The 24040-nt window shown below is 55.6% G+C and carries 20 protein-coding genes and 1 tRNA gene; 4 read left to right on the forward strand and 17 right to left on the reverse strand.

Annotated elements, in window-relative coordinates; genetic code table 11:
- Positions 1-91 precede the first annotated feature (91 nt).
- On the forward strand, positions 92-2236 hold the full coding sequence (locus ABO_RS11210) for an FAD-dependent oxidoreductase (protein ID WP_011589461.1): 2145 nt from the start codon (positions 92-94) through the stop codon (positions 2234-2236).
- 71 nt (positions 2237-2307) lie between these two features.
- Positions 2308-3090 (forward strand): DUF547 domain-containing protein, encoded by a 783-nt coding sequence (locus ABO_RS11215; RefSeq protein ID WP_011589462.1) that lies wholly within the window; start codon positions 2308-2310, stop codon positions 3088-3090.
- 208 nt (positions 3091-3298) lie between these two features.
- On the opposite strand, the gene radA is transcribed toward ABO_RS11215, so the two are convergent.
- From radA to rnr, 9 genes are all read right to left on the reverse strand, one after another.
- On the reverse strand, positions 3299-4666 hold the full coding sequence (radA, locus tag ABO_RS11220) for a DNA repair protein RadA (protein WP_035458870.1): 1368 nt from the start codon (positions 4664-4666) through the stop codon (positions 3299-3301).
- Positions 4667-4939: 273 nt separating this feature from the next.
- The gene (alr, locus tag ABO_RS11225) at positions 4940-6001 is read right to left on the reverse strand and encodes an alanine racemase (protein WP_011589464.1); all 1062 of its coding nucleotides are present in this window, start codon (positions 5999-6001) and stop codon (positions 4940-4942) included.
- Between the two features lie 90 nt (positions 6002-6091).
- A complete protein-coding gene (dnaB, locus tag ABO_RS11230) occupies positions 6092-7486 on the reverse strand; it encodes a replicative DNA helicase (RefSeq protein WP_011589465.1) in 1395 nt (464 codons plus the stop codon).
- Positions 7487-7738: 252 nt separating this feature from the next.
- On the reverse strand, positions 7739-8191 hold the full coding sequence (gene rplI / locus ABO_RS11235) for a 50S ribosomal protein L9 (protein WP_011589466.1): 453 nt from the start codon (positions 8189-8191) through the stop codon (positions 7739-7741).
- Between the two features lie 15 nt (positions 8192-8206).
- Positions 8207-8437, reverse strand: a complete 231-nt coding sequence (gene rpsR, locus ABO_RS11240; protein WP_007148676.1) for a 30S ribosomal protein S18 — start codon at positions 8435-8437, stop codon at positions 8207-8209.
- 22 nt (positions 8438-8459) lie between these two features.
- Positions 8460-8768 carry a primosomal replication protein N gene (priB, locus tag ABO_RS11245; protein ID WP_011589467.1) on the reverse strand — a complete coding sequence of 103 codons (309 nt, stop codon included), beginning with the start codon at positions 8766-8768 and terminating at the stop codon, positions 8460-8462.
- Positions 8769-8770: 2 nt separating this feature from the next.
- The gene (rpsF, locus tag ABO_RS11250) at positions 8771-9112 is read right to left on the reverse strand and encodes a 30S ribosomal protein S6 (protein WP_011589468.1); all 342 of its coding nucleotides are present in this window, start codon (positions 9110-9112) and stop codon (positions 8771-8773) included.
- Between the two features lie 380 nt (positions 9113-9492).
- Positions 9493-10248: a 23S rRNA (guanosine(2251)-2'-O)-methyltransferase RlmB gene (gene rlmB / locus ABO_RS11255; RefSeq protein WP_011589469.1), complete on the reverse strand. Its 756-nt coding sequence runs from the start codon at positions 10246-10248 to the stop codon at positions 9493-9495.
- A 148-nt stretch (positions 10249-10396) separates the two neighbouring features.
- Entirely contained in the window at positions 10397-12853 is a 2457-nt protein-coding gene (gene rnr / locus ABO_RS11260; protein ID WP_041705053.1) for a ribonuclease R, read from the reverse strand.
- Positions 12854-12955: 102 nt separating this feature from the next.
- On the opposite strand from rnr, the gene ABO_RS11265 reads away from it, so the two are divergent.
- Both ABO_RS11265 and ABO_RS11270 read left to right on the forward strand, forming a co-directional pair.
- A tRNA-Leu gene (locus ABO_RS11265) sits at positions 12956-13042 on the forward strand.
- A gap of 86 nt (positions 13043-13128) precedes the next feature.
- Complete coding sequence (locus ABO_RS11270; protein ID WP_011589471.1) at positions 13129-13371, forward strand: hypothetical protein; 243 nt, start codon at positions 13129-13131, stop codon at positions 13369-13371.
- A 63-nt stretch (positions 13372-13434) separates the two neighbouring features.
- Here ABO_RS11270 and ABO_RS11275 read toward each other — a convergent pair whose 3' ends face one another.
- From ABO_RS11275 to hflX, 8 genes are all read right to left on the reverse strand, one after another.
- Positions 13435-15105 (reverse strand): LptM family lipoprotein, encoded by a 1671-nt coding sequence (locus tag ABO_RS11275; protein WP_011589472.1) that lies wholly within the window; start codon positions 15103-15105, stop codon positions 13435-13437.
- Between the two features lie 52 nt (positions 15106-15157).
- Positions 15158-17002, reverse strand: coding sequence for a PhoX family protein (locus ABO_RS11280; RefSeq protein WP_011589473.1), 1845 nt, complete (start codon positions 17000-17002; stop codon positions 15158-15160).
- 157 nt (positions 17003-17159) lie between these two features.
- Positions 17160-18452 (reverse strand): adenylosuccinate synthase, encoded by a 1293-nt coding sequence (locus tag ABO_RS11285; protein WP_011589474.1) that lies wholly within the window; start codon positions 18450-18452, stop codon positions 17160-17162.
- Positions 18453-18494: 42 nt separating this feature from the next.
- Positions 18495-19670, reverse strand: coding sequence for an ATP phosphoribosyltransferase regulatory subunit (locus ABO_RS11290; protein WP_011589475.1), 1176 nt, complete (start codon positions 19668-19670; stop codon positions 18495-18497).
- Positions 19671-19877: a DUF2065 domain-containing protein gene (locus tag ABO_RS11295; protein ID WP_046962086.1), complete on the reverse strand. Its 207-nt coding sequence runs from the start codon at positions 19875-19877 to the stop codon at positions 19671-19673.
- A gap of 225 nt (positions 19878-20102) precedes the next feature.
- Complete coding sequence (hflC, locus tag ABO_RS11300; protein WP_011589477.1) at positions 20103-21167, reverse strand: protease modulator HflC; 1065 nt, start codon at positions 21165-21167, stop codon at positions 20103-20105.
- Positions 21167-22339 carry an FtsH protease activity modulator HflK gene (gene hflK, locus ABO_RS11305; protein WP_011589478.1) on the reverse strand — a complete coding sequence of 391 codons (1173 nt, stop codon included), beginning with the start codon at positions 22337-22339 and terminating at the stop codon, positions 21167-21169. Before hflK ends, hflC begins: the two co-directional genes overlap by 1 nt.
- Positions 22340-22376: 37 nt before the next feature.
- Positions 22377-23750 (reverse strand): ribosome rescue GTPase HflX, encoded by a 1374-nt coding sequence (gene hflX / locus ABO_RS11310; RefSeq protein ID WP_041705055.1) that lies wholly within the window; start codon positions 23748-23750, stop codon positions 22377-22379.
- Positions 23751-24040: the final 290 nt, after the last annotated feature.

Raw genomic sequence — 24040 nt, forward strand, 5'->3', positions numbered from 1 at the left:
GTCACAGGTCTCTTCATGGTTGTAACATCCGGCCAGAAAAACCATCAAACCGTCATGCTTACTCTTATACGCACCACTAACAGGACCTGACATGAGTATCAAAAAAGGCCTCCTCTTCACTGCCCTAGCCGCGCTGATTGCCTGCTACTTTGTTTTTGATCTCGGCCAATATTTCAGCCTGGATTATATCAAGCAGCAGCAAAGTGCCTTTGATGCTCTCTATCAGGATAATCCCGCGCTCATTCTCGGCGGCTTCTTCGGGCTATATGTGCTGGTCACCGCATTGAGCCTACCCGGCGCTGCCATCATGACCCTGGCAGCCGGGGCGCTGTTCGGTTTCTGGATCGCTCTGGTGATGGTTTCATTTGCCTCCTCTGCCGGCGCGACCTTGGCGTTCTTAGCATCGCGCTTTTTATTCCATGATGCGGTTCAGAGCCGCTTCGGCGAACGGCTGAAAAAACTCAACGAAGGGGTTAAGAAAGAAGGCGCATTTTATCTTTTCACTCTGCGTTTGGTGCCGGTGGTGCCGTTTTTTATCATTAACTTGGTAATGGGGTTAACGCCCATCAAAGCACGCACCTTCTACTGGGTCAGCCAAGTCGGCATGCTGGCGGGCACGGCCGTCTATGTAAACGCCGGAACCCAGCTCGGCCAAATTGACAGTCTTAAAGGACTGCTGTCTGTAGAACTCATCGGCGCCTTTGTGTTGCTCGGCATATTCCCCTGGATCGCCAAGGGCATCATGGCTCGCGTGCAAGCACGCAAAGTCTATAAAGGCTGGAAGAAACCGAAACAATTCGACCGCAACCTGATCGTTATCGGGGCAGGGGCCGCAGGCCTAGTAAGCGCCTACATTGCCGCCACCGTGAAAGCGAAAGTGACCCTGATCGAAAAACACAAAATGGGGGGCGACTGCCTGAACACTGGATGCGTACCCTCTAAGGCATTAATCAAAAGCGCCCGTGTTGCGTTCAATGACAAGCAGGCCGAAAAGTACGGCTTCGAGGCTATCAATAGCCGCTTCCGCTTCTCCAGCATGATGGAGCGGGTTCAACAGGTGATCGAGAAAATTGAACCCCATGATTCCGTGGAGCGTTATAGCGAACTAGGGGTGGACTGCCGTCAAGGCGAAGCGCGCTTCCTCTCGCCCTGGGAAGTGGAAATCCGCAACGGCGATCACGTGGAAACCCTCACCGCCCGCAGCATTATTATTGCCTCCGGCGCCCGCCCCTTTGTGCCACCGATTCCGGGCATCGAAGACATCGATATCCTCACCTCCGACAACCTTTGGCAGATTGAAGAACAACCCAAACGACTACTGGTACTGGGTGGCGGCCCCATCGGTTGTGAGCTAGCCCAGACCTTTGCCCGCCTGGGCAGCGAAGTCACCCAAATCGAAATGCTACCCCGACTGATGATTCGTGAAGATGCGGAAGCCAGCGAGATTGTCACCCGCTCACTAAAGGAAAGCGGCGTACACGTACTTACTAATCACAAAGCCGTTCGGTTCAGCGAAGAGAACAGCGAGAAAGTATTATTGGTTGAACACGATGGCAAAGAAACTGCCCTGCCTTTTGACCAGGTGCTAGTGGCCGTGGGTCGCAAGGCCAACACTGATGGCCTAGGCCTGGATGCCCTGCAATTGCCCACCGAGACCAATGGCACTATCCAGACCAATGATCGCCTACAAAGCCGCTACCCCAACATCTATGCCTGTGGCGATGTGGCCGGCCCGTACCAGTTCACCCATACCGCCGCCCACCAAGCCTGGTATGCCAGCGTCAATGCCCTGTTTGGTTTCCTGAAAAGTTTCAAGGTGGATTACCGGGTGATCCCCTGGTGCACCTTTACCGACCCGGAAGTGGCGCGCGTGGGCGTCAACGAGCAAGAAGCTGACGAACAAGGCATCGAATACGACATCACTCGTTACGGGATTGATGATCTGGACCGAGCTATTGCCGACAGTGCGGACCTTGGCTATGTAAAAGTCCTCACTGCCAAAGGCAGCGACAAAATCTTGGGTGTCACCATCGTTGGCCAGCATGCGGGTGAATTGATCAGCGAATATGTGCTGGCCATGAAACACGGGCTAGGCCTGAACAAGATCCTCGGCACCATCCACATTTACCCGACCATGGCCGAGGCTAACAAGTTTGCCGCCGGAGAATGGAAAAAAGCACGCAAGCCTGAAGGACTGTTACGTTGGGTAGAACGGATTCATAACGTGCGACGATAAGCGGTCTCTGAAGAACACCTTTCATGCTTTGGCAGACCGCACTTGCATGGCAAAAACCAGTAGGAGTAACTATGTTTATGCGCTTGCTAATATCCTTGTTGTTATTGCTTAGTAGCCCATTACTGGCGTTTGATCACAGTGGCTGGGACGCCCTGCTGAAAAAGCACGTCAGCTGGCAACGAAACGGTGTGGCCAGCGCAGTAAATTACGAGGGTATAGCAGCGGAACGAGCGGCTCTTAAGAAATATCTCAACAGCCTCTCCGCAGTGTCTGCCGACGCGTTCTCTCAGTTTAGCAACGACCAGCAACTCGCCTTCCTGATCAACGCCTACAACGCGTACACCATTGAGTTAATTCTGCGAGAACCCGGGCGCCCTGATTCTATCCGCGATATTGGCACCTTTTTCTCCGGCCCTTGGGACCAGCGCTTTTTTACCCTGCTCGGGCAAAAAAGAACCCTTGATGAAGTAGAGCACACACTTATCCGCGGCAACCCAAACCTCAAAGACCCCCGCATTCACTTTGCGGTCAATTGCGCCTCCATCGGTTGCCCTGCGTTGCGCCCGGAAGCCTTTGTCGGCGACCAACTTGAGCAACAGTTGGTCGATAGCACCCAGCGTTTTCTCCGTGATCGTGAACGCAACCGCTACAACAGCGAAACAGACACCCTGGAAGTTTCGAAAATATTTGACTGGTACCAAGAGGATTTTGCAGAAAGCGCCGGCAGCTTATCCCTCTACCTCCAGCGGTATGCCAATATTTTAGACATACCCAACAACCGCCAAACGGCACTGGGCGAGGGCAGTATCAAGGTGCGATTTTTACCCTACAACTGGTCATTGAACGACCGGTAAACACACCCTACCAAGAGGAAAACGGCATGGAGGACACCTACCACGAAACCCTCACTCGTCCCTTGCGAGGCACGGGCCTATCTTTTAACGGTGCGCAGCGGCTCGAACATAGAGCGGCAGCGCGAGCGCGCTCTGTCTCTCGACGTGGCTCCACCCTTTAAAATAAAAAATCGATTCGCGAGCGGTTAACTCTTCCACTCTCAACTAATTACAGATATTCCAGCGCCTCAGCCACGTTACTAACGCCAATAATGTCCACCCCGTCTGGCAGCTTTCTAGGCAAGTTGGCTTTCGGCACAATGGCTTTTTTAAAGCCGTGTTTTACTGCTTCATAAAGCCGTTCCTGCCCTTGAGGAACCGGCCGAATTTCCCCGGACAAGCCCACCTCACCAAACACCACCAGCTCGCGCTCCAGCGCCCGGTCACGGAAGCTGGACACAATAGCCAGCAATTGGGCCAAGTCTGCAGCCGTTTCGGTAACCTTCACACCACCCACCACATTCATGAACACATCCTGATCGCCTACCTGAATGCCACCATGGCGATGCAGTACCGCCAGCAACATGGCCAACCGATTCCCCTCCAACCCCACACAGATACGCCGAGGGTTACCGAAGTGGGAGGCGTCCACCAGTGCCTGCAGCTCCACCAGCAGCGGACGGGTTCCTTCCCAGACCACCGTTACCAGAGAACCGGAAGCGATCTCCTCGGCCCGGTTAAGGAAAATGGCGGAAGGATTTTTTACTTCCTTCAGCCCCTCGCCGGTCATGGCAAATACGCCCAGCTCGTTCACCGCCCCAAAACGATTCTTGAGGCCACGCAGGGTACGAAAGCGCGAATCCGTAGATCCTTCCAGCATCAGGGAACAATCAATCATGTGCTCCAATACCTTCGGCCCCGCCAGGGTGCCATCCTTGGTTACATGGCCCACCAGCAGCAGCACTGTTCCCGTCTGCTTGGCAAAGCGAGTCAGAGCGGCAGCACATTCACGAACCTGAGCCACACTGCCCGGCGCCGACTGCAACGCCGCCAGAAACATGACCTGGATAGAATCCACCACCAACACCTTCGGCATCTCCTTGCGGGCCAATTCGAGAATCTGCTCCACGTCAGTCTCCGCCGCCAGTCGCAGTTTTTCCTTGGGTAGCTTCAGGCGGTCAGCACGCATAGCCACTTGCGACAAGGATTCTTCGCCGGTGATATACAAACAGCTTTGGGAGTCAGAGAGCCTACACAGCGTTTGTAGTAGCAAGGTAGATTTCCCCGCACCGGGGTGCCCACCAATCAGAATGGCCGAACCAGGCACCAACCCGCCACCCAGCACTCGATCCAGCTCGCCCATGCCGGAACTGATACGCGGGGTTTCTTCGAGCACAATATCATTGAGATTTTGCACTTCTGACAGCTGGCCGGAAAAGCCGCCCCGGCTGCCCGCCCCTTTTGATGATGGGGTAGCAGGATCGTGGACAAACTCTTGCAAGGTATTCCAGGCATTACAGGCCGGACACTGACCCTGCCATTTGGGAAAATCCGCTCCGCAATCCGTGCATACAAACGCGATCTTTTTCTTGGCCACAAACAAATCCTTCTTGTGTATTGCTATCTACAAAGCCGCTGCAGGAACGTAGCGCAGCGGAGTAACGCACGGAGTGCGGCCCCAAAGGGGTGAGCGCAGCGAATAACGCCGCTTGAGGTGCGAATTCGGGCCTGAAGGGAGCCAATCTTTTCTACACAAAGTGCGTAAAAACGCTGAGGATAAAATGGTTTACTCTGAGCGTTCAGCACGCTCTGTGATGAATTCGCACTTGATGTTCTCGCCTCAAGCGGGACGCCTAAACTGACCTTCGGATCAGACGATAGTGCGTTCCGGTCTTTGCGTGATCTGGCAGAACAGCTCATAGCTGATTGTCCCACAGGCACGGGCCACGTCATCCACATCGACCACGTCACCCCACAACTCCACCTCATCCCCCACGCTGGCACTCAAGCCGGTCACATCGATGGTGATCATATCCATGGAAACTCGCCCCACCAGCGTCGTAACGACCCCGTTCACCGCTACCGGCGTCCCGCTGGGCGCGTGGCGTGGGTAGCCATCGCCATAGCCCACTGCCACCACCCCGATTTGTCGTGGATCTGAGGCAGTCCAGGTAGCGCCATAACCCACGCTTTCACCAGCCTCAACAGCATTAATGGCGATCAAGCGTGCACTGAAGCGATGGCTGACTTGCAGACCAAGTTCCGCAGCAGTCTGCCAGTTAAACGGCGATGAGCCATACAACATGATCCCCGGCCGCACTCGCTGGGCATGGGCACGAGGGTAACGCAGTAAAGCAGCAGAGTTTGAAGCAGACAGCGGCAGCTGCAATTGCTCTGCTACACTTCCCGCCAGCAGTAGCTGTTTTTCGGAATGGATATCCTCATCCATATCCGCACAGGCAAAATGGCTCATCACGCCGACCGGAGCGTTACCTGCTTGGCTTAACCGTGCAGCCGCGCTCAAAGCTTCATTCGGGCGCAAACCCAGACGATTCATCCCCGCATTCACTTTCAACCAAATACGTACCGGGCACGGGTTCGCCAGCAGCAACTCCACTTGCCATAAGGAATGCACCACCACCTCAAGCGAGAGTCGCGCCGCTGCCTCTAGCTCTTCCGCATCGAAGAACCCTTCGGCAACCAATATTGGCAAGGCTATACCATGCTCACGCAGCGTCCGCGCCTCGTCCAGCACTGCCACGCCCAAACCCGACACGCTATCGAGCATGGTCTCTGCCGCCAGCAACAGCCCATGGCCGTAACCATTAGCCTTAACCATAGCAAACACTTGAGCATCACCGGCCAACTCCGCTGCGCGGAGTGCGTTGTTCCTGAGCGCGGCGAGACGAATTTCTACGCGCGTGCCTCTCATAAAAATTGCAGTCCAGCGCCTAGTGGCTGACGGTTAACCTTTAAAAAAGAGGGCTGCGCATTCAGCATCCAACCGCCTTCATTCTGCGTTTTATTCATCCCCTGCGGCCAACTGCGCATAATATTCCGGGGCCAGATCATCGAAGCGGGTGAACTCACCGCGGAAGGCTAGGCGTACGGTACCGATAGGACCATTACGCTGTTTGCCGATAATAATCTCGGCGACACCGCGCTCATTGCTGTCCTTGTTATACACCTCGTCCCGGTACAGGAAGACGATCAAATCCGCATCCTGCTCAATCGCCCCGGATTCACGTAGATCCGACATCACAGGGCGTTTGTTGGGGCGTTGTTCCAGCGAGCGGTTCAACTGGGAGAGCGCCAGCACCGGACAATTCAGCTCCTTAGCGATCCCTTTTAGGGAGCGGGAAATTTCCGAGATTTCGTTCACCCGGTTTTCCACCCCAGGCACCTGCATCAGCTGCAGGTAATCGACCATGATCAGGCCCAGCTCACCGCCACATTCGCGCGCTACCCGACGAGCACGGGCACGCATCTCCAGCGGGCTCAGTGCCGGGGTATCATCAATAAAAAAGCGTTGCTCACTGAGCATGTGAATGGCAGAAGTAATGCGCGGCCAATCATCCTTTTCCAGATTACCGGAACGAATTGCCCCCTGATTGATGCGGCCCAGCGAGGACAACATCCGCATTACGATGGACTCCGCCGGCATTTCCATGGAGAACACCAGCACGGGCTTGTTACTCTTGATCGCCACGTTTTCACACAGGTTCATGGCAAAGGTGGTCTTACCCATGGAAGGCCGGCCCGCAACCACGATCATGTCCGCCGGCTGCAGGCCCCCGGTCATTTTATCCAACTCTTCAAAACCAGACGTCAGGCCGGTAAGTGAACTCTTCGTTTTGTACAGCTCATCAATCCGGTCCACTGCTTTTTTAAGCACTGATTTGATGTTCTGCGGGCCATCGCCTTTTTTCTGCTGCTCAGCAATCTTGAAGATGGCGGATTCCGCTTCATCAAGAATTTCCAATGACTTGCGGCCCTCTGTATTAAACGCGCTGTCTGCCACCTTGTGGGACACATTGATCAACTGCCGCAGGATGCTGCGCTCACGGACAATATCCGAATAGGCAGTAATGTTGGCCGCACTGGGAGTGTTGCGGGCCAACTCAGACAGGTAGGTCATGCCGCCGATGGATTCCAACTGGCCCAGGTTATTCAGCGCCTGGGAGACGGTAACCAGGTCACTGGGGTTTTCTTCTTCCACCAGCTGGGCAATCACCTCGAAAATCTGGCGATGCTCCTTACGGTAAAAGTCCCTCGCGCCAACGCGCTCGGCCACATCATCCCAGGCGCTGTTATTGAGCAGCAAACCACCCAGCACCGCCTGCTCCGCCTCCACAGAGTTGGGGGGAATACGCAGGTTTTCAGGCAGATGTTTGTCCAGCGACATGGGTTCATTCATAGCAATAACTACAGCCAAGTTTTGAGCTACAAGCTACAAACCATAACAAGAAAGAAGGCATAATCATTTGAAAGGCCTTATCCATGCCAAAACGCTAGGCGCGGCGGCTGGCATCCAAATTTAAGAGGCATTCTGGTCGCGTTGCAGTTTTCTGCTTGTAGCTACCATTAAAAAGGGCACTGTCCTTTCAGACAATGCCCTGATTCTGTCACCGCACCCCCGCAGGGGCAAACCGGTTGTCAGTTCTGTCGATTACTCGGCAGGAACCACAGCCAGTTTGATGGCCACAGTGACCTCGGCGTGCAACGCCAGGTCAATTTCGAACTCACCGGTGGTGCGCAACGCACCATGAGGCAGCTTCACTTCTGCTTTCTCAACATCCACACCAGTGGAAGAAGAAATGGCTTCCGCGATGTCGCGGGTGCCCACAGAACCAAACAGCTTGCCTTCGTCACCAGCTTTAGCGGCGATGGAAACGGTGGTTTCGTTCAGCTTCTCGGCGCGTTCCTGGGCAGCACCCAGCTGCTGTGCAGCGTGCTTTTCTAGCTCAGCACGACGCTGTTCCACTTCAGCCAAATTGGCTTTGGTGGCAGGCAGCGCTTTGCCTTGCGGGATCAGGAAGTTACGGCCGTAACCAGAACGTACGTCTACAACTGCGCCCAAATCGCCCAGGTTCTTGATCGTTTCCAGCAGGATCACTTGCATGATGGTCCCCTCGGCTTAATTGTCGTGGCTGTCAGAGTACGGCAGCAGCGCCAGGAAGCGAGCCTGCTTAATAGCAGAGGCCAGCTGACGCTGGTAGCGTGCCTTGGTGCCGGTGATACGGCTGGGCACGATCTTGCCAGTCTCGGTGATGTAGGCTTTCAGGGTGTCGAGATCTTTGTAATCGATGTACTCAACACCTTCCGCAGTAAAGCGGCAGAACTTGCGGCGGCGATAAAAACGGGCCATTGGATAATCTCCTGTCGAATCCTTAGTTAAGGCTTTGCAGCGTTTGGGCAAGCAATTGCAAACGGTCCCGGGCGTCTCCCTTGTAACCGGCACGGCTGAGGCATCCGATTACCTTGATTCGCTGACCCTCTTTCAGGCCTGCGGCCTGCTGGGTCATCCCACCTGCCAGAATAACGGCAATGCGGGCCTGGACTTCACGGGGATGTCCGTCTTCCAGTTGCCGAGAGCGATGCTCCAACCAGATTCTCTGGCGGGGCACTCCGGCTGGAGTCAGGGCCACCTTTTCTAAGGTGACGATCACACCAGTGAGTTCGCAGTGGTTGCTTTCCAAAGTTAGCTGGCAGCCCCTTCCTTCTCGTCATGCTTCGCCAGCGGCGACGGCTCAGTAATAGCGTTGTCGCGACGAATTACGAGGTGACGGATTACGGCATCGTTAAAGCGGAAAGTGTTTTCCAGCTCGCCCAGGGTCTCGCCGTCACATTCGATGTTCAGCATCACATAGTGAGCTTTGTGGATCTTGTTGATCGGGTAAGCCAGCTGACGACGGCCCCAATCTTCAACACGGTGGATAGTGCCTTTGCCGTCGGTCACGATCGCGCTGTAGCGCTCGACCATAGCAGACACCTGCTCGCTCTGGTCCGGATGAACCAGAAACACAACTTCGTAATGACGCATGTTAGCTCCTTACGGTTGCGACGCCTCACGACGCCAATTCAGCTTCCCGCCGTGATCACAATCAACGCACGGTGAAGCAAGGAGACCTGCATCCCGGCCCGAAACCCGGGGGAGACGCAGGAAGCGCGCGATTCTATCCCATTGCAGGGGGCAACCTCAAGGCATATCCATTGCCATCTAGTCATCACGAACGCATGCGCGGATAAAATTCAACTCTACACACGTATAAAGAAAACGATGCCGCTCGCAACCCCCTGAAATAAAGGGGAAAACAATAACGGAACACGACCATGCACACTCGAGCGAGGCGGCGGCAATAAAAAAGGGTTGAGAGTCGCAAGGGCGCGCCGCCGGAGCGTGGCCGGCAGCAACTTACTGCGTCATTCCACGCTGCGTTGAGCCCGCACCTGAAACAGCATAACCCCAGTAGCAACAGACACATTGAGGCTCTGCACTTCCCCAGCCATGGGTATCTCCAACAACTGGTCGCACTTATCACGGGTCAGGCGCTTTAACCCACTCCCTTCAGCCCCCATCACCACGGCCAGGGATTCCGGGGCCTGGAAGGTAAACAGGGACTCACTTCGTTCTTCTAAAGCCGTGCCAACCACCCAAACCCCTCGATCGCGCAGCTGGTCCAGCAGGCTAGCCAAATTACCAATCTCGTAATACGCCAGGCTCTCCGCCGCCCCAACCGCAGTGCGACATGCCACCGGCGTCAGGCCTGCCGCATTACGGCGCGGCACAATCACTGCCTGAACCCCGGCAGCATCCGCACTGCGCAGGCAGGCGCCGAGATTATGCGGATCGGTAACGTTTTCCAGAACCAGCAGCAACGGCTTGGCCGGCTTGCCGTCCAGCCACTGCAACAACGCGCTCTCATCTAAAGGGCGACGGGGTCGCGCCCGCGCCACGATGCCCTGATTCTGGGGCCCTGCGTGCTTTTCAAGCACCTCGCGCCGAGCTCGCTGGATAGCGATACCGAAATCTTTTGCTGCCTGCATCAGAGCAGCCAGACGCGGATCATCCCGGTCGGCCCGGGTATCCTGAACGAACAGCTCCAGCACTGCCTCCGGCCGATGGCGCAACAGCGCCTCCACCGCATGGAAGCCGGAATACATTAGGGGTTTATTCATAACGACGCCTGCACGCTAAACGCACCACGCAAGCACGCGATACGCAGTGAAAATGGAATCAAAACGCAGGAGCAGCGCTTAAGCCGCGCATTAATGCCATCAAGGCAATCTATTCGCGACCCAATCGACGCCCCTACGGGCAATGCCGTTAGCTTTTTTTGGTGCGGCGCGCGGCCTTTTTACCGCGGGGCGGGCCCTTGCGCTTGGCCTTAGCCTTGGGGATATCGCCCTTGGCCAACTTTTCCCGTTCGGACTGGCCCGACTCTGCCTTGCCGGCATTCCCAGAGCGCCCACCTTTGCCTCTGCCACCGGACGGCTTTTTCTTGCTGGCAGCTTTGGGCCGGCCTTTGCCGCTGGGGGTAAAGGACTCCAACTGCAAGTCAATCTTACGGTCTTCCGTGTGCACCGCCGCCACACAGACTGTGACCGCATCGCCCAATCCGAACTGGCGACCAGTACTTTCACCGGTGAGAGTAAGGCTCACTTCGTCAAAGTGGTAGTAGTCGCTATCCAGGTTCGCCACATGCACTAAGCCATCAATATGCAGATCACTAAGCTGCACGAACAACCCAAAACTGGCCACACCACTGATGGCACCCTCAAACACCTGCCCCAGGTGTGCCTCCATGAACTGGCATTTGAGCCAGGACACCACATCACGGGTGGCCTCATCCGCACGCCGCTCAGTCATGGAGCACTGCTCACCAATGGCCACCATATCCGCCTGGTTATAAGGCAGGATTTTCTGACGCGGGATTTCCGGCAAATTGCCAGGGTTATCCACGTGGTTCGGCTCACCATTGCTGCGAATCAGGAAGCGGATGGCACGGTGCACCAATAAATCCGGGTAACGGCGAATCGGCGAAGTGAAATGGGTATACGCCTTGTACGCTAACCCAAAGTGCCCCTTGTTCTCGGCCTCGTACTTGGCCTGGCTCATGGTGCGCAACATCATGGTCTGGATCACGTTGCGATCCGGGCGCTCCAGAATTTCTTCGCGCAGGTCCTGGAAGACATACGGCTTTGGCGCCGCCCCTTCCGACCAAGCGATACTCAAGCCCAACCCACCCAGAAATTGCTGCAACTTGCTCAGGCGCTCTTCCTTGGGCGGCTCATGGTTACGGTAAAGCGCCGGCACACCGGCTTTTTCCAGCAATTTAGCGGAACAGATGTTGGCGGCCAGCATGGCCTCCTCAATCATGATATGCGCCACATTGCGCTGCACCGGCACAATGGCTTCAATCTTTTTGTTCTCGTCGTAAATGATGCGGGTGTCATCGCTGTCGAAATCGATGGCTCCGCGCTCTGCGCGACGACGGCGCAGGGCCAGGAACATTTCATGGAACGACCAGATCATGTCCAGGGACTCATCGTCCAGGCTGGCCACGGTGTCCTGCGCCAGCTCGGACTCAGGCTCTTCAATGATCGCGCCGACCTTGTTGTAAGTCAGACGGTGCCGCGAGCGCATCACCCCTTCACGGAAAATAAACCGGGTGAGGCGGCCGTTGGCAGAAATCTTCATATCGCAATACAGGCACAGACGGTCCACATGGGGGTTCAGGGAACACAACCCGTTGGACAGCGCCTCCGGCAACATCGGAATCACCCGATTGGGGAAATACACTGAGTTGCCGCGCTTGGCCGCCTCCTGATCCAACTCGGAGCCTGGCTGCACATAATGACTCACATCGGCGATGGCCACGATCAAGCGCCAACCACCGCGGGGACGACGCTCTACATAGACTGCATCATCGAAATCTCGGGCGGTTTCGTCATCAATGGTTACCAGCGGAAGATCACGTAGATCCACCCTGTGGGCCTTGGGCTCATGAGGAACCTTGTCACCGAATTTCTCAGCGGCGGCCTCCACCCCTTCCGGCCAAACATGAGGAATTTCAAAACGGCGTAGCGCCACTTCTACTTCCATGCCTGCCTCGTCCGGGGTAGCAATAATTTCTTCCAGTCGAACCAATACATGGTGGTCTCGGCTGGGGTATTGGGTAATGGTGGCACGGACATGATCGCCCGGATTCGGCTTGATGCCGTTTTTGTCTTCGATCAGGACTTCTTTGGTAATGCGGCGATTTTCTGGCTCAATAAAGCTGATTCCCGCTTCCCGGGAATAACGACCGATCACTTCGGTGGCCACCCGTTCGGTGATCTCAACGATGCGGGCCTCTTTCTTGCCAAAGCGGTTATAGCCCGCGTTGCTGACCAGCACCCGGTCACCGTCCATGACGTTTTCCATCTGCCGGGGCGCTAGAAACAGGTCGCCTTGCGTTTTGTCGTCAGGAATCAGAAAGCCAAAGCCATCTTTATGGCCTTGCACTCGACCGGCAATAAGGTCCATACGAGACACCACGCCGACTTTACCGTTGCGGTTCTGAACCAGCTGAGCGTCACGAAGCATGGCCTTGATACGACGATCCAGTCCGACTTCCCCCTCTTCATCCACTTCCAGCAGCTGAGCCAGCAGCTCAAACGACAGGGGCTTACCCTGATCATTGAGCACATCCAGAATCAACTCCCGGCTGGGAACGGGGTTCTCGTACTTTTCCGCCTCTCGGTCGGCATGGGGATCGCTATAGCGTTTCTTTGAGGTCATCGAAGGTTTTTTTGAAAAGGAATTTGACATTGGGCCATCATATACTAGAATGCACCCGCTTTCGCGATGAACGGCTAATAAATTTAGTCAATGCATAGCAAAGCCGAGGTGGTGAAATTGGTAGACACGCTAGCTTCAGGTGCTAGTGCTCGCAAGGGCGTGGAGGTTCAAGTCCTCTCCTCGGCACCAATTAAGAAAGAGGGCTCCCAAGCGGGGGCCCTTTTTCGTTTCAGCCCCGGCCTAGCCCCTCTCAATCACTGATAGCGCAAGTCAATATGACTCTCCTTCGCCCCGTGATCGCTGCTCTTTTCCTCGCCTGCGGCCTGGCCTTGGCTCCCGTGGCTACCTACGCCGAACCGGGCAATACGGTGCAGGCCACCGAATCTGTCCATCCCGCTATTGAGCAGGCCAATACCCACCGGGCAAAAGAAGCCCGTCGTAAACGCTACCTGCTGTTTTTCCCGATCGCCGCGGTTGGCGTCACCGTGGCCCTGATTGTGATTACCCGCCGCAAGTAAACCTGCGACGGGAAATCTCCATTCGCTCTCGACAGATCTGCGAAGCAGGCACGCTGCGCGGTCTCAGCGATAGGTCACCGGTTCGGTTATGGCTGTACGCTGCCCGGCCTCCACCTCTTTGTGCACATTGACCATTGGGGCGAGCACCGCATCGCGGCCGCGGATATAACTCTGCTCCTCAACGACAGACAGGTATGCCTTGTTCAATTCCAGTGCCCGGCGGGCGGAGGGCACCACCAGCGCACTGATATCACCTTCCAGTTGCGTCAACATGGCCGGCCTCAAGCCCCCCTCCTCATCAAAGAAACGCTCACGCACCTCCTGATTGGACCGGTACTCATCCGCTCCACCTACCTGCTCCAAGTAAAACGCATACTCGCCACGACCATCTTCCCGTTGTGGCTCGGGAATACCTCCCAGGCTTTTCTGATTCCAGTGATACCAGCCCCGCTGAAACCCCTGACTGGCATCCAGCTTTCTTTCCATGGTGTAGGTACTATCGGTCAGCGCACCCACAGCCCCATGACATCCGGCGCAGGTGGCCAGCTCCTCATACGACTGCGGCCGCAGCTCGCCCTGGTCATCCTCGATGAAGCCACTGAAACGCCAGCCACGGCGATTGCCCACCCCGCGCTCTATATCCCCGATGACAGGCTCCATGCGATCAGGAAAATCATGGGCATCCTTGAGCTCATCATCCGCCAGCTCCCGGTGCTGAAAATATGTCAGCCAACGTGTTTTACGACTGTAGCGCAGCTCCTTCATTCGCGGCGCCATAACCACTTCGCCATCGTCGGCAATATCCAGATAGCGGACGCTATGTACAAACTCGGTGCCCAGCGGATAAGCCCCTGCTGACAGTGGCGCTGCACCCTGTTGCTGGGCCACCCTGGCCAGCCCCACATACTCCATCTCACGCCCTTCAAGGGGAGCCCAGTCGAATACCACTTCAGTAGCACGATCCAGTACACCGTTGCGATTCAAGTCGACCCCGTACTCGGCTTCCGCCACCGCCTCTATCGCCACACTCTCACGCTTGATCAGCGACTCCACAATCGCCAGATTGAGACGGTAAACCCGCATGTCGGGCTCGCCTTTTTCGTTCTGTTGATACGGAGAATCCAAGCGAATCAGCACATCATCCGCAGAACCATTAGTGGGAAAAAATGCCCCCGGGAACGGCGTATAGGCCAATGCACGCCAACCCGTCGGCTCACCTTCTGCGTCGAGGTCAAAGCCATGCTCATCAAAGCGGTAGGACACGTCAGGCACGTAACCATCCCAGTGTCCATTACCATCACCATCCCAATGCGCAGGCAATTTTCCTGTCAGGGTTTCGGCCAGCTGCACCGCGCCCCCGGATTGATAATTATCGGTTCGCACATAAGCCAAAATCGCCTCATCACTGATCGCTTCACGCGCTTCACTGCGATCAACGAAAAGATTCTCCCAGCGATTGACGGTAGCGGGCCCGGCAAAATCGTAGGCCAGCTGCAAATCAAGATCGTTAGTGAAATTCGGCTCTTTACTGGCGGTATGGCAGACATAACAGGGGTTACTCTCAACCCCCTTGGCATCTTCGGTTTTGGTATAACACTGTGGCGGAATCGTCGCCGCCGGGTTGGACAAATACAGGCGCCCCAAATTTTCCGCCTGCGACGCATCAGATTGGCCGCAACCGCTCAGCTGCCATACCAAAGCAGACATACCCAGAATAAAAAAAATCTTTTTCATAGCAGCAAAAGGCCGGGGATACCCCGGCCCTCCTCGTTATCGTTATTAATATTCAATCCATGGCCGGGAACGGACCGATATACCCGGTATAGGCACGGTGATCCAATGAGCCATCCGGGATCTTGCCGGAGTCAGATTCGCCGTAGGGGTGCTGCACCACACTCATCAGATAGGCGAAGCCATTCACGTTGGGGTACCAATAGGGAGAGGTGGTTTCCGACCCGTAGGGGGTGGTCTGGATACGAGTCAGACCGGCAGAGAAATCCGTCGCATCTACCTGGTCCAGATTCAGTGACCAGATCACATCATTCTGGTGCCCGGAACCAGTGTCCTCACCAATAACCAAGGTGTTATAGCCAGTGATAAAGGTCACATTATCCGGATTGGCCAGGCCGTCAGCGTCACAGGAGTAAGAGGCAAACGGGCTATCAGCCGGGTAGCTGGCAGGCTGACCGGCAATCAAGCCTTTCATGTTCTGCGCCACATAATCAGAACCGATGCCCGCATCGGCGGCAACATCCAGGGCATAGACCCCACCACACTTATTGGCCTCGGCAATACGAACATGGTTGATCGTGGACAGATCGTTGGAAGAATTATCCTCCATGCCACGCCCCACTTCACTCATGGCCACATAAAGCTTGCCGCCATCCGGGTCGAAAGTCACACCTTCTTCTTTACGAAACTCTGTGGTCGCCCCCATCAACGCAGCATAGCGACGAGTCTCAAGACGGGATGCCGCCAACTTCATACCGGGTTTTACTTTCAGGCATTCCTTATTGCCATTGGATGCAGTGGCCGTGAAACCATCCGGGCAATCCTCACCGGTCATGGTCGCGGTTTCGAAAAGATCAGTAAATGCCGGCTCGTCAGGGCTGGCGAATAGGGCTTCGATATCGCTGTTGCTGGCGTGGCCCAGGCTTATCCATTCCAGGTCCGCTTCACCGATACCCGCTGCCGATGTCTGGTTCCATTTGGTGGCATAAAGGTTACCCGCACTCAGATCACCGGCCGTATCCGCAACAAACATGTAGAGGCCCACGTTGGTGCCATCATCGGTCATGTAGACCGTTTTTTCGTCAGGCATTACGTAAGCCAGCTCGAAGGCCAGACGGCCCATGGCGTAATGTTTGACGAGATCGCTGGTGGGTGCACTATCACCCTCGGCAGCCACGGCGATCTCAATATTCCAGCCCCACCAGTAAGGATTCATGGCCGTCAGATCACCCCCAAAGTAATCTGCCATCGGCTCGTAGTAGCCATCAATTTCACCGGTTACCGGGTCACGCTCGGAAGCATCCGGTTCGTACTCTTCACTAGCCAAATGGGTATTCCAAGGGGTCACACTGGCAGCACAGTGCACCCAACCACCATCCACACCGGACTGATCGATTTGCCAGAGATCCTTGACTGAAAGATGGCCAGTCTGTTTGTTCTGATCCAGTTCCATCAGGAACATGGCACCAGGACGAGTTTCCATCTGAGAGACGGAGAACAAACGATCACCGATCGGCAACAGGGAGGTATGCTCATTGGAATCGGTAACACTCGGCTTACCGTCGTTGCCATAGAGCGGCTGCCCCATTTTGTCTACCAATTGACCGAAGACCACATCCCCGTTTACCGCATCGCCGGAACGCAGCAGGGTATGGAAACCGATCTCGTAGGTTTCACCATCTACTTCAACGGAGGGAGACGCCAGGATCTGACGCTTTTCCAGATCCGTTTCCGGGGCTTTCACCGCGGTAAAGGAAAGACTTTTTCCAACCGGGTCCGCAGGCACGGCAGGATCGTTAGAATCGCTGTCACCACCACAGGCAGACATTAGAATAGCAGTTAAAGTTACAGCACTGACTTTGGTAGCCAGTGCTGTTTTGGCAAACGGAATCCGGTACATGAGCGTTCTCCCCGTGAATTGTTTTCAGAGGCGAACAGTGAAGCGCTTTTTTATGACAAATCTGTCACGGAGATAAGAAGAATTTGTTCAACACAAAAACCGTAGCGTCGGACATAAAAAAAGCGGCCCTTGGGCCGCTTTTCCATTTGCGCCGGGTTCAGGAGAACGGATGGCGCTTGATAATGGTTTCCACACGGTCCGGGCCTGTGGAAATAATATCGATGGGCGCACCGGTAATTGCTTCAATACGCTTCAGGTAAGCCTTGGCGTTGGGCGGCAAATCATCTTCTGACTTCACCCCCAAGGTAGATTCGCTCCAGCCCGGCAGGCTTTCATACACTGGCTTCACTTCTTCGTAGCTATCCGCATCCCAGGCACACTCCAGCGAGTTGCCGGCCGCATCCTGGTAGCCCACACAGATGTTGATCTCTTCCAGGCCATCCAGCACATCCAGCTTGGTTAGGCACAGGCCTGTAATGGAGTTAATCTGGATGGAGCGCTTCAGCGCCACCGCATCGAACCACCCGCAACGGCGAGCACGGCCCGTGGTAGAACCAAATTCGTGCCCCTTCTCGGCCAGGTAGCGGCCATTCTCGTCGAACAACTCAGTGGGGAACGGGCCACTCCCCACCCGGGTGGTGTAGGCCTTGGTAATACCCAGCACATAATCTAGGTACAGAGGACCAAACCCGGTGCCGGTAGCGGTACCGCCAGCGGTGGTATTGGAGCTGGTGACATAAGGGTAGGTGCCGTGGTCGATATCCAGCAGGGTGCCCTGGGCCCCTTCGAACATGATATTTTCGCCGCGCTCACGGGCGCCGTGCAGCACCGCCGTCACGTCAGTCACCATGCTGCGAACGTCTTCGCCCAGCTGCAAGGTGTCATCCAGGGTTTTCTGGAAATCCACCGGCTCCGCATTGTAATAGCTGCGCAGAACAAAGTTGTGGTAATCCATCACTTCGCCCAGCTTGGCGGCAAACAGCTCACGCTGGTACACATCACCCAGGCGCAAGCCTCGACGAGCCACCTTGTCTTCATAGGCCGGGCCGATGCCCCGGCCCGTGGTGCCTATTTTCTTGTTGCCACGGGCCGCTTCCCGAGCCTGATCCAGAGCCACGTGCACAGGCAAGATCAGCGGGCAGGAGGCGGACAAACGCAGGCGATCGCGAACCGGCACACCCTGATCTTCCAGGCCACCAATTTCCTTAAGCAAGGCTTCCAGAGAAAGCACCACGCCGTTACCGATCAGGCACTGCACATCTTCACGAAGAATGCCTGACGGAATCAGGTGCAGGACCGTTTTCTTGCCATCGATCACCAGGGTATGGCCAGCGTTATGGCCACCCTGAAAGCGGGCGACCAATGAGGCCTGATCGGTAAGCAGATCGACGATTTTGCCTTTGCCTTCATCACCCCACTGGGTGCCGAGAATGACTACGTTCTTACCCATGATTGCTTGCTGCCATCTATTCAGGAAAAAAGAAATTCGGTTTTAGAGGTCGGTCACAACCCAACCATCGGCCTGAGCAACCAGACGACGCTGGCACCCTAGTTCAGCCGGATCATTATCTGCACCGGGAAGGGCCAGCACCACACGCTCGCCCTGCTCACGAAGAGCCGCAACCCTAGTCGCGAACGCGGCGTCCTGCAGCGACCCTTCAGCCAGAATACCGGTAAGCGCGGCAGATTGCGCACGCTCAGCCAGCATCTTCAAATCCGCACTGAAGCCGGTGGCCGGGCGGGCCCGACCAAATACTTCACCAATGTGATCGTAGCGACCGCCCTTGGCCACGGGCTCGCTCTCACCGGGCAAGTACGCCGCAAACACGCAACCGGTGTGGTAGTGATAACCACGCAGCTCACCCAAGTCCAGGTGCAGCCGCACCCCTCGAGCGCCGAGCACATCGGCCAGCACCGCCAGCTCATCCAATGCCGCTAGGGCGCCAGAGAAGTGGGACAATAACGCACGGGCCTCATTGAGCACCTCCACGCCACCTGCTAACCAAGGCAAGGCGGCCAAGGCCTTGGCCGCAGGCGCAGGCAAATCATGGCTGGCAATAAAAGAATCCAGCTCTACCCGCGCTTTGCGCACATAGATATCTTCCAATTGGTTCTGCTCAGTTTCGCTCAAATCACAGCCCTCGAGCAGACCACGGAACAAACCCACGTGGCCCAAATCCAGTACCACCTGTTGCTCGACGCCTGACAATGCCAGCGTTTCCAGCAGCAAGGAAATCACCTCGAGATCACTGTCTGAACCGGCGTGACCAAATAGCTCTACGCCCAACTGATAGGGCAGGCGCGTGCCACCGGCGACCACCGGCCGGGTGCGCAGGGCGCTGGAGCAGTAACAAAGACGAGAAGGTGCGTTACGGCGCAAGCTATGGGCATCCATACGCGCCACTTGCGGGGTAATATCCGCACGAACACCCATCAGGCGCCCGGTGAGCTGGTCGGTAATCTTGAAGGTTTCCCTCTCCAGATCACGGCCACCGCCGTTCAGCAAGGATTCCATAAACTCAATCAACGGCGGGAAAACAAGTTCGTAACCCCAACGCTGATACAGATCCAGCGTCTGCCGACGCAGCTGCTCGATGGCCCGGGCGCGACCCGGGAGGACCTCTTCTACCCCGTCGGGCAGTAGCCACTGTTCTTCCTGATTCATCATTTACGACCGCATCAGTAATAACAAGCCCGCACCCAATACCATGAGTGCCAGCCCTATAATTCGCAGCAGGCGACTATCCAGACGCGCCACCTGAAGGGCCGCGCGACGGGCTCGGCCAGGCGCAAGAAACAACGGAATACCCTCGATGACCAACACCAAACACAGTGCTTTGATCAACACGCTTCCGCCATTTAACAACGCGTCCATGGTTCCCGCCAGACAGCCACAAAAAAACCGAACCCTCAGGCTCGGTTGCCGCATTCTATCATGGTCTTCCAGCGCCAGATAGGCTCAGGATAGACGAGCCTCGCCAGCAACGTTTGCCAACACAAATCGATAAAACAAACAACAAAAGCCCCGCACTAGGCGGGGCTCTGTGATAGGCCCGGTGCCGCAGGGGCAAACCAGACGCTATTTGAACAAAAGGCCCTATTAAGGCGCGCCCTTCGCCCCTTTCATGTAGCGGAAAAAGTCGCTATCCGGCTCCAGGATTAGCACATCTTCCGGCTGATCGAAACTTTCCTTATAGGCTCTCAAGCTACGGTAGAAACGGAAAAATTCTTTATCCTGATTGTAGGCTTCGGCATAGATTGCCGCTGCCTGCGCATCCCCTTCACCGCGAGCGCTCTGAGCCTTACGGTACGACTGGGCCAATGTTTCAGTGCGCTGGCGGTCTGCAGAGGCACGGATTTTTTCCGCTTCTTCACGACCCTGTGAACGATGAGCCGCAGCATCTCGCTGACGCTCAGCGCGCATACGGTCGAATACTCGCCCGCGAACCTGTTCCGGCCAGTCCACCTGTTTAACACGGATATCCACCACTTCAATACCCAGATCTTCCAAGGTCGACTTGTTTACTTCAGCGCGAACCTGATCCATCAACGCCTCACGTTGATCATTGGCCACACTATCTACAGCAGGCTCACTCCCCTCTTGCTGACCGGCTCCCGCTCCACGCAACACCGACTCATCCAGTTGGTCGGTGGGCACTTCCACGGTTTCGCCAGTGGTCGGGTCACGGAGGATAGCCGTATCGCCCTCCACCTTTTCCACGTCACTTTCGCCGGCCACCACCTGAAAGACGGTACGTGAAGCGAACTCGTTGCGCAGGCCTTCGTTCACACGAGGGTCCAGCAGTTCACGAGCACGGCGCTCCATTACCTGAGGATTGGAAGAACCGCCCCCCACACTAACGATGTAACGCTGCACATTACTGATGCGCCAAATAACAAAGGCATCAACATTCAGCAGTTTTTTCTCAGCGGTAAGGAAAGACTGGGTAGGTACGTCATAGACCAACGCACGCCCATCCACTTTCACCACTTCTTCCACCATAGGCCACTTGAAGTAAAGACCAGGCTGGATATCGGTCTTCTCGATCCGACTAAACTGCTTGAGCACGACCTTTTCTTTCTGGTTTACGATGAAAAAAGAGTCCATCGCCAAAAGAGCCAGCACGCCCAAGGCCAGTAGCGCCATCCATCCACGATTATTCATTAGCGCAGCTCCTGGTTACGGTTGTTGTACAAGCTGCGGCCGCTACTACGTCCGCTGCCGCCGTCATCCGCACCGGCGCTGGAGGTGGTGCTGGACGCTGAAGCCCCGGGATTTTGAGCCTTGGTCTTGCCGTCGCTATTCTTCATCAGCTTGTCCAATGGCAAGTAAATTAGGCTGTCGCCCTTGTTCACATCGACCATTACCTTGCTGGTATTGCTGAAGACCTGAGTCATGGTTTCCAGGTACAAACGTTCGCGAGTCACTTCCGGAGCCTTGCGGTACTCAGTAAGCAAATCGGTGAAGCGACTGGCATCACCTTTGGCTTCATCAATAACCTGCTGTTTATAAGCCAACGCCTCTTCTTCTATCCGCTGAGCTTCACCTCGAGCCTGGGGAATCACTGCATTGCTGTACGCTTCCGCTTCTTTCTTGAAGCGATCTTCATCTTCCTTGGCCTTAGACACATCATCAAAGGCGTCACGCACAGCATCCGGCGCTTCGGTTTTATCCAGTACCACTTGGCGTAGCACCAAGCCAGTGTCGTAACGGTTTAAATAGTCATCCAAGCGCTCGCGCACCTGTACCCGGATCGCCTCACGATTATCCTTGAGCACATCATCCATAGACGACGACCCCACCACGTGGCGTAACGCCGAGCTGGTAGCGTGCTGCAGAATTTCTTCAGGCTGCGCCACTTTCAACAGGAACGGGCGCGGATCAAGCACCTGATACTGAACCTGCAAGGTCACACTGACGATATTGGTGTCCTTGGTGAGCATTTCTTCGGTAATTTCGTAGCGACGGTTCTGCCCCACGTCCACCTTCTCGAACTGCTCAAAGATAGGCGCTCGCCAGTTCAAACCCGGCTCCACGATACGATCGAACTTACCAAACTGCAGCACCACAGCACGTTCACGCTGGTCCACTTGAAAAAAGCCCATCAGGCCATAACCAATGGCGACAATAACCAACGCGATAACCAGCATCGGCCAAGGCGACCCTCCGCCACTGCGGCTACCACCGCCGCCGGCTTTGTTACCTTTTTTGCCGAAAACATTATTAATCTTGTCTTTCAGGTTTTTCAGGGCTTCGTCTAGGTCCGGCGGCCCCTGGTCGCCACCACCACCCCAAGGGTCCTTCGGCTTATTGCCGCCGGGTTCATTCCACGCCATGTAGATCTCCAGTCCGCCAAAGCCAAAGGGCTCCAGCCTAATGATGACTCGCGTTTGTCGAGTGTTCCGAATTGTAGGAAGGGGCGTCCTCAGCTGCAACCGCAGGTGCCGGAATTACCAGCTCTTCCTCTTTTAAACCTTGTTCGCGAAGCAGGCGTTCAAAATGCACCCGATTCACATTAACACGCAGCAACATATCGCCATTGTTGCCGGTTTGCTCTTCAAGCACTTCGCCGGCTTCGTGCAAACGAGCGCGCAGACGCCCCGCTGAAGCGGGCAGCCGCACCCAGCAATCCACCCAACCAGCAGCCAACCGCTCTGCGATCGCGTCAAACAGCAGATCGAACCCATCGCCAGTTTGCGCAGAAACCCACACTCGCCAAGGCTGGCCGTGTTCATCACGCTCCAGTCGGGGAGGCTGGTCCAGATTATCGACCTTGTTATAAACATGCAGCACCGGTAGCTTATCGCCACCAATTTCTTCCAGCACCTCATTCACAGCAACCACATTATTGTCCCGCTCTTCCGCACTACAGTCAGTCACGTGCAGCAACAGGTTAGCGTTCACGGTTTCTTCAAGCGTGGCTCGAAATGCCTGCACCAACCGGTGCGGCAAATGCCGGATAAAACCCACGGTATCTGCCAAAATGGCCGGCCCTACACCCGGCACTTTTACTTTGCGCAACGTCGGGTCCAAGGTAGCAAACAATTGGTCTGCCACATACACATCACCCGTAGTAATGGCATTGAACAGGGTCGACTTGCCCGCATTGGTATAACCTACCAGAGAAATTAGCGGAGTTTCCGACCGTTGCCGGGCGCGACGCCCTTGAGCGCGCTGCTTACGCACTTTTTCCAATCGCGATTCGATTCCGCGAATACGATCACGCAATAAACGGCGATCCGTTTCCAGTTGTGTCTCACCAGGGCCGCGCAGGCCAATACCGCCTTTTTGACGCTCCAGGTGGGTCCAGCCTCTCACCAACCGAGATGACAAGTGGCGAAGTTGCGCCAACTCCACCTGCAAGCGCCCTTCATGGGTTCGAGCCCGCTGAGCAAAGATATCCAGAATCAAACCGGTGCGGTCCAGCACCCTGCATTTCACTACCCGTTCCAGATTACGTTCCTGACCCGGACTAAGGGCATGATTAAACAGCACCACATCAGCCTGGTGCTCACTTACCATGGCCGCCAATTCATCGGTTTTTCCAGTGCCGATAAATAATGCTGGATCAGGCCGGTCTCGTTTGCCCGTCAGCTGGATAACAGGCAGGACACCGCTGGAGGTCACCAAATGATGGAATTCATCCAGATCTTCACGCCCCATAGCATCAGGCAGCTCCAGATGAACCAAAATAGCGCGCTCGCCGGCTTCGGTGCGTGTTTGTTCTGTACGATCAAATAAGTCCATAGGATGCGGATATGGGGACAGGTACCCCCAGTTTAAACCAGGAAGGTGGTGGAAAGGCAGGAAATGCATCGTGTTCTTCTTGGATGAGAAAGAACAACATGATTCTAGCCATCTCACTGCTTATACAAGCGTCCAGCCCCTCCCAAAGGATAGGGGCTGGAATCGGTCACTAAACCACGCAGCACGAGTGGCTGACGTAACATTTCAATACGTCAGCTAAAGAAGACAGAGCACAACGCACAGAGCCACCCGAAGGCAGCCCTGTATAATGAAGCGAATAAAACAAACAG

Origin of the sequence: Alcanivorax borkumensis SK2, from assembly GCF_000009365.1 — a bacterium.
Lineage (GTDB): Bacteria > Pseudomonadota > Gammaproteobacteria > Pseudomonadales > Alcanivoracaceae > Alcanivorax > Alcanivorax borkumensis.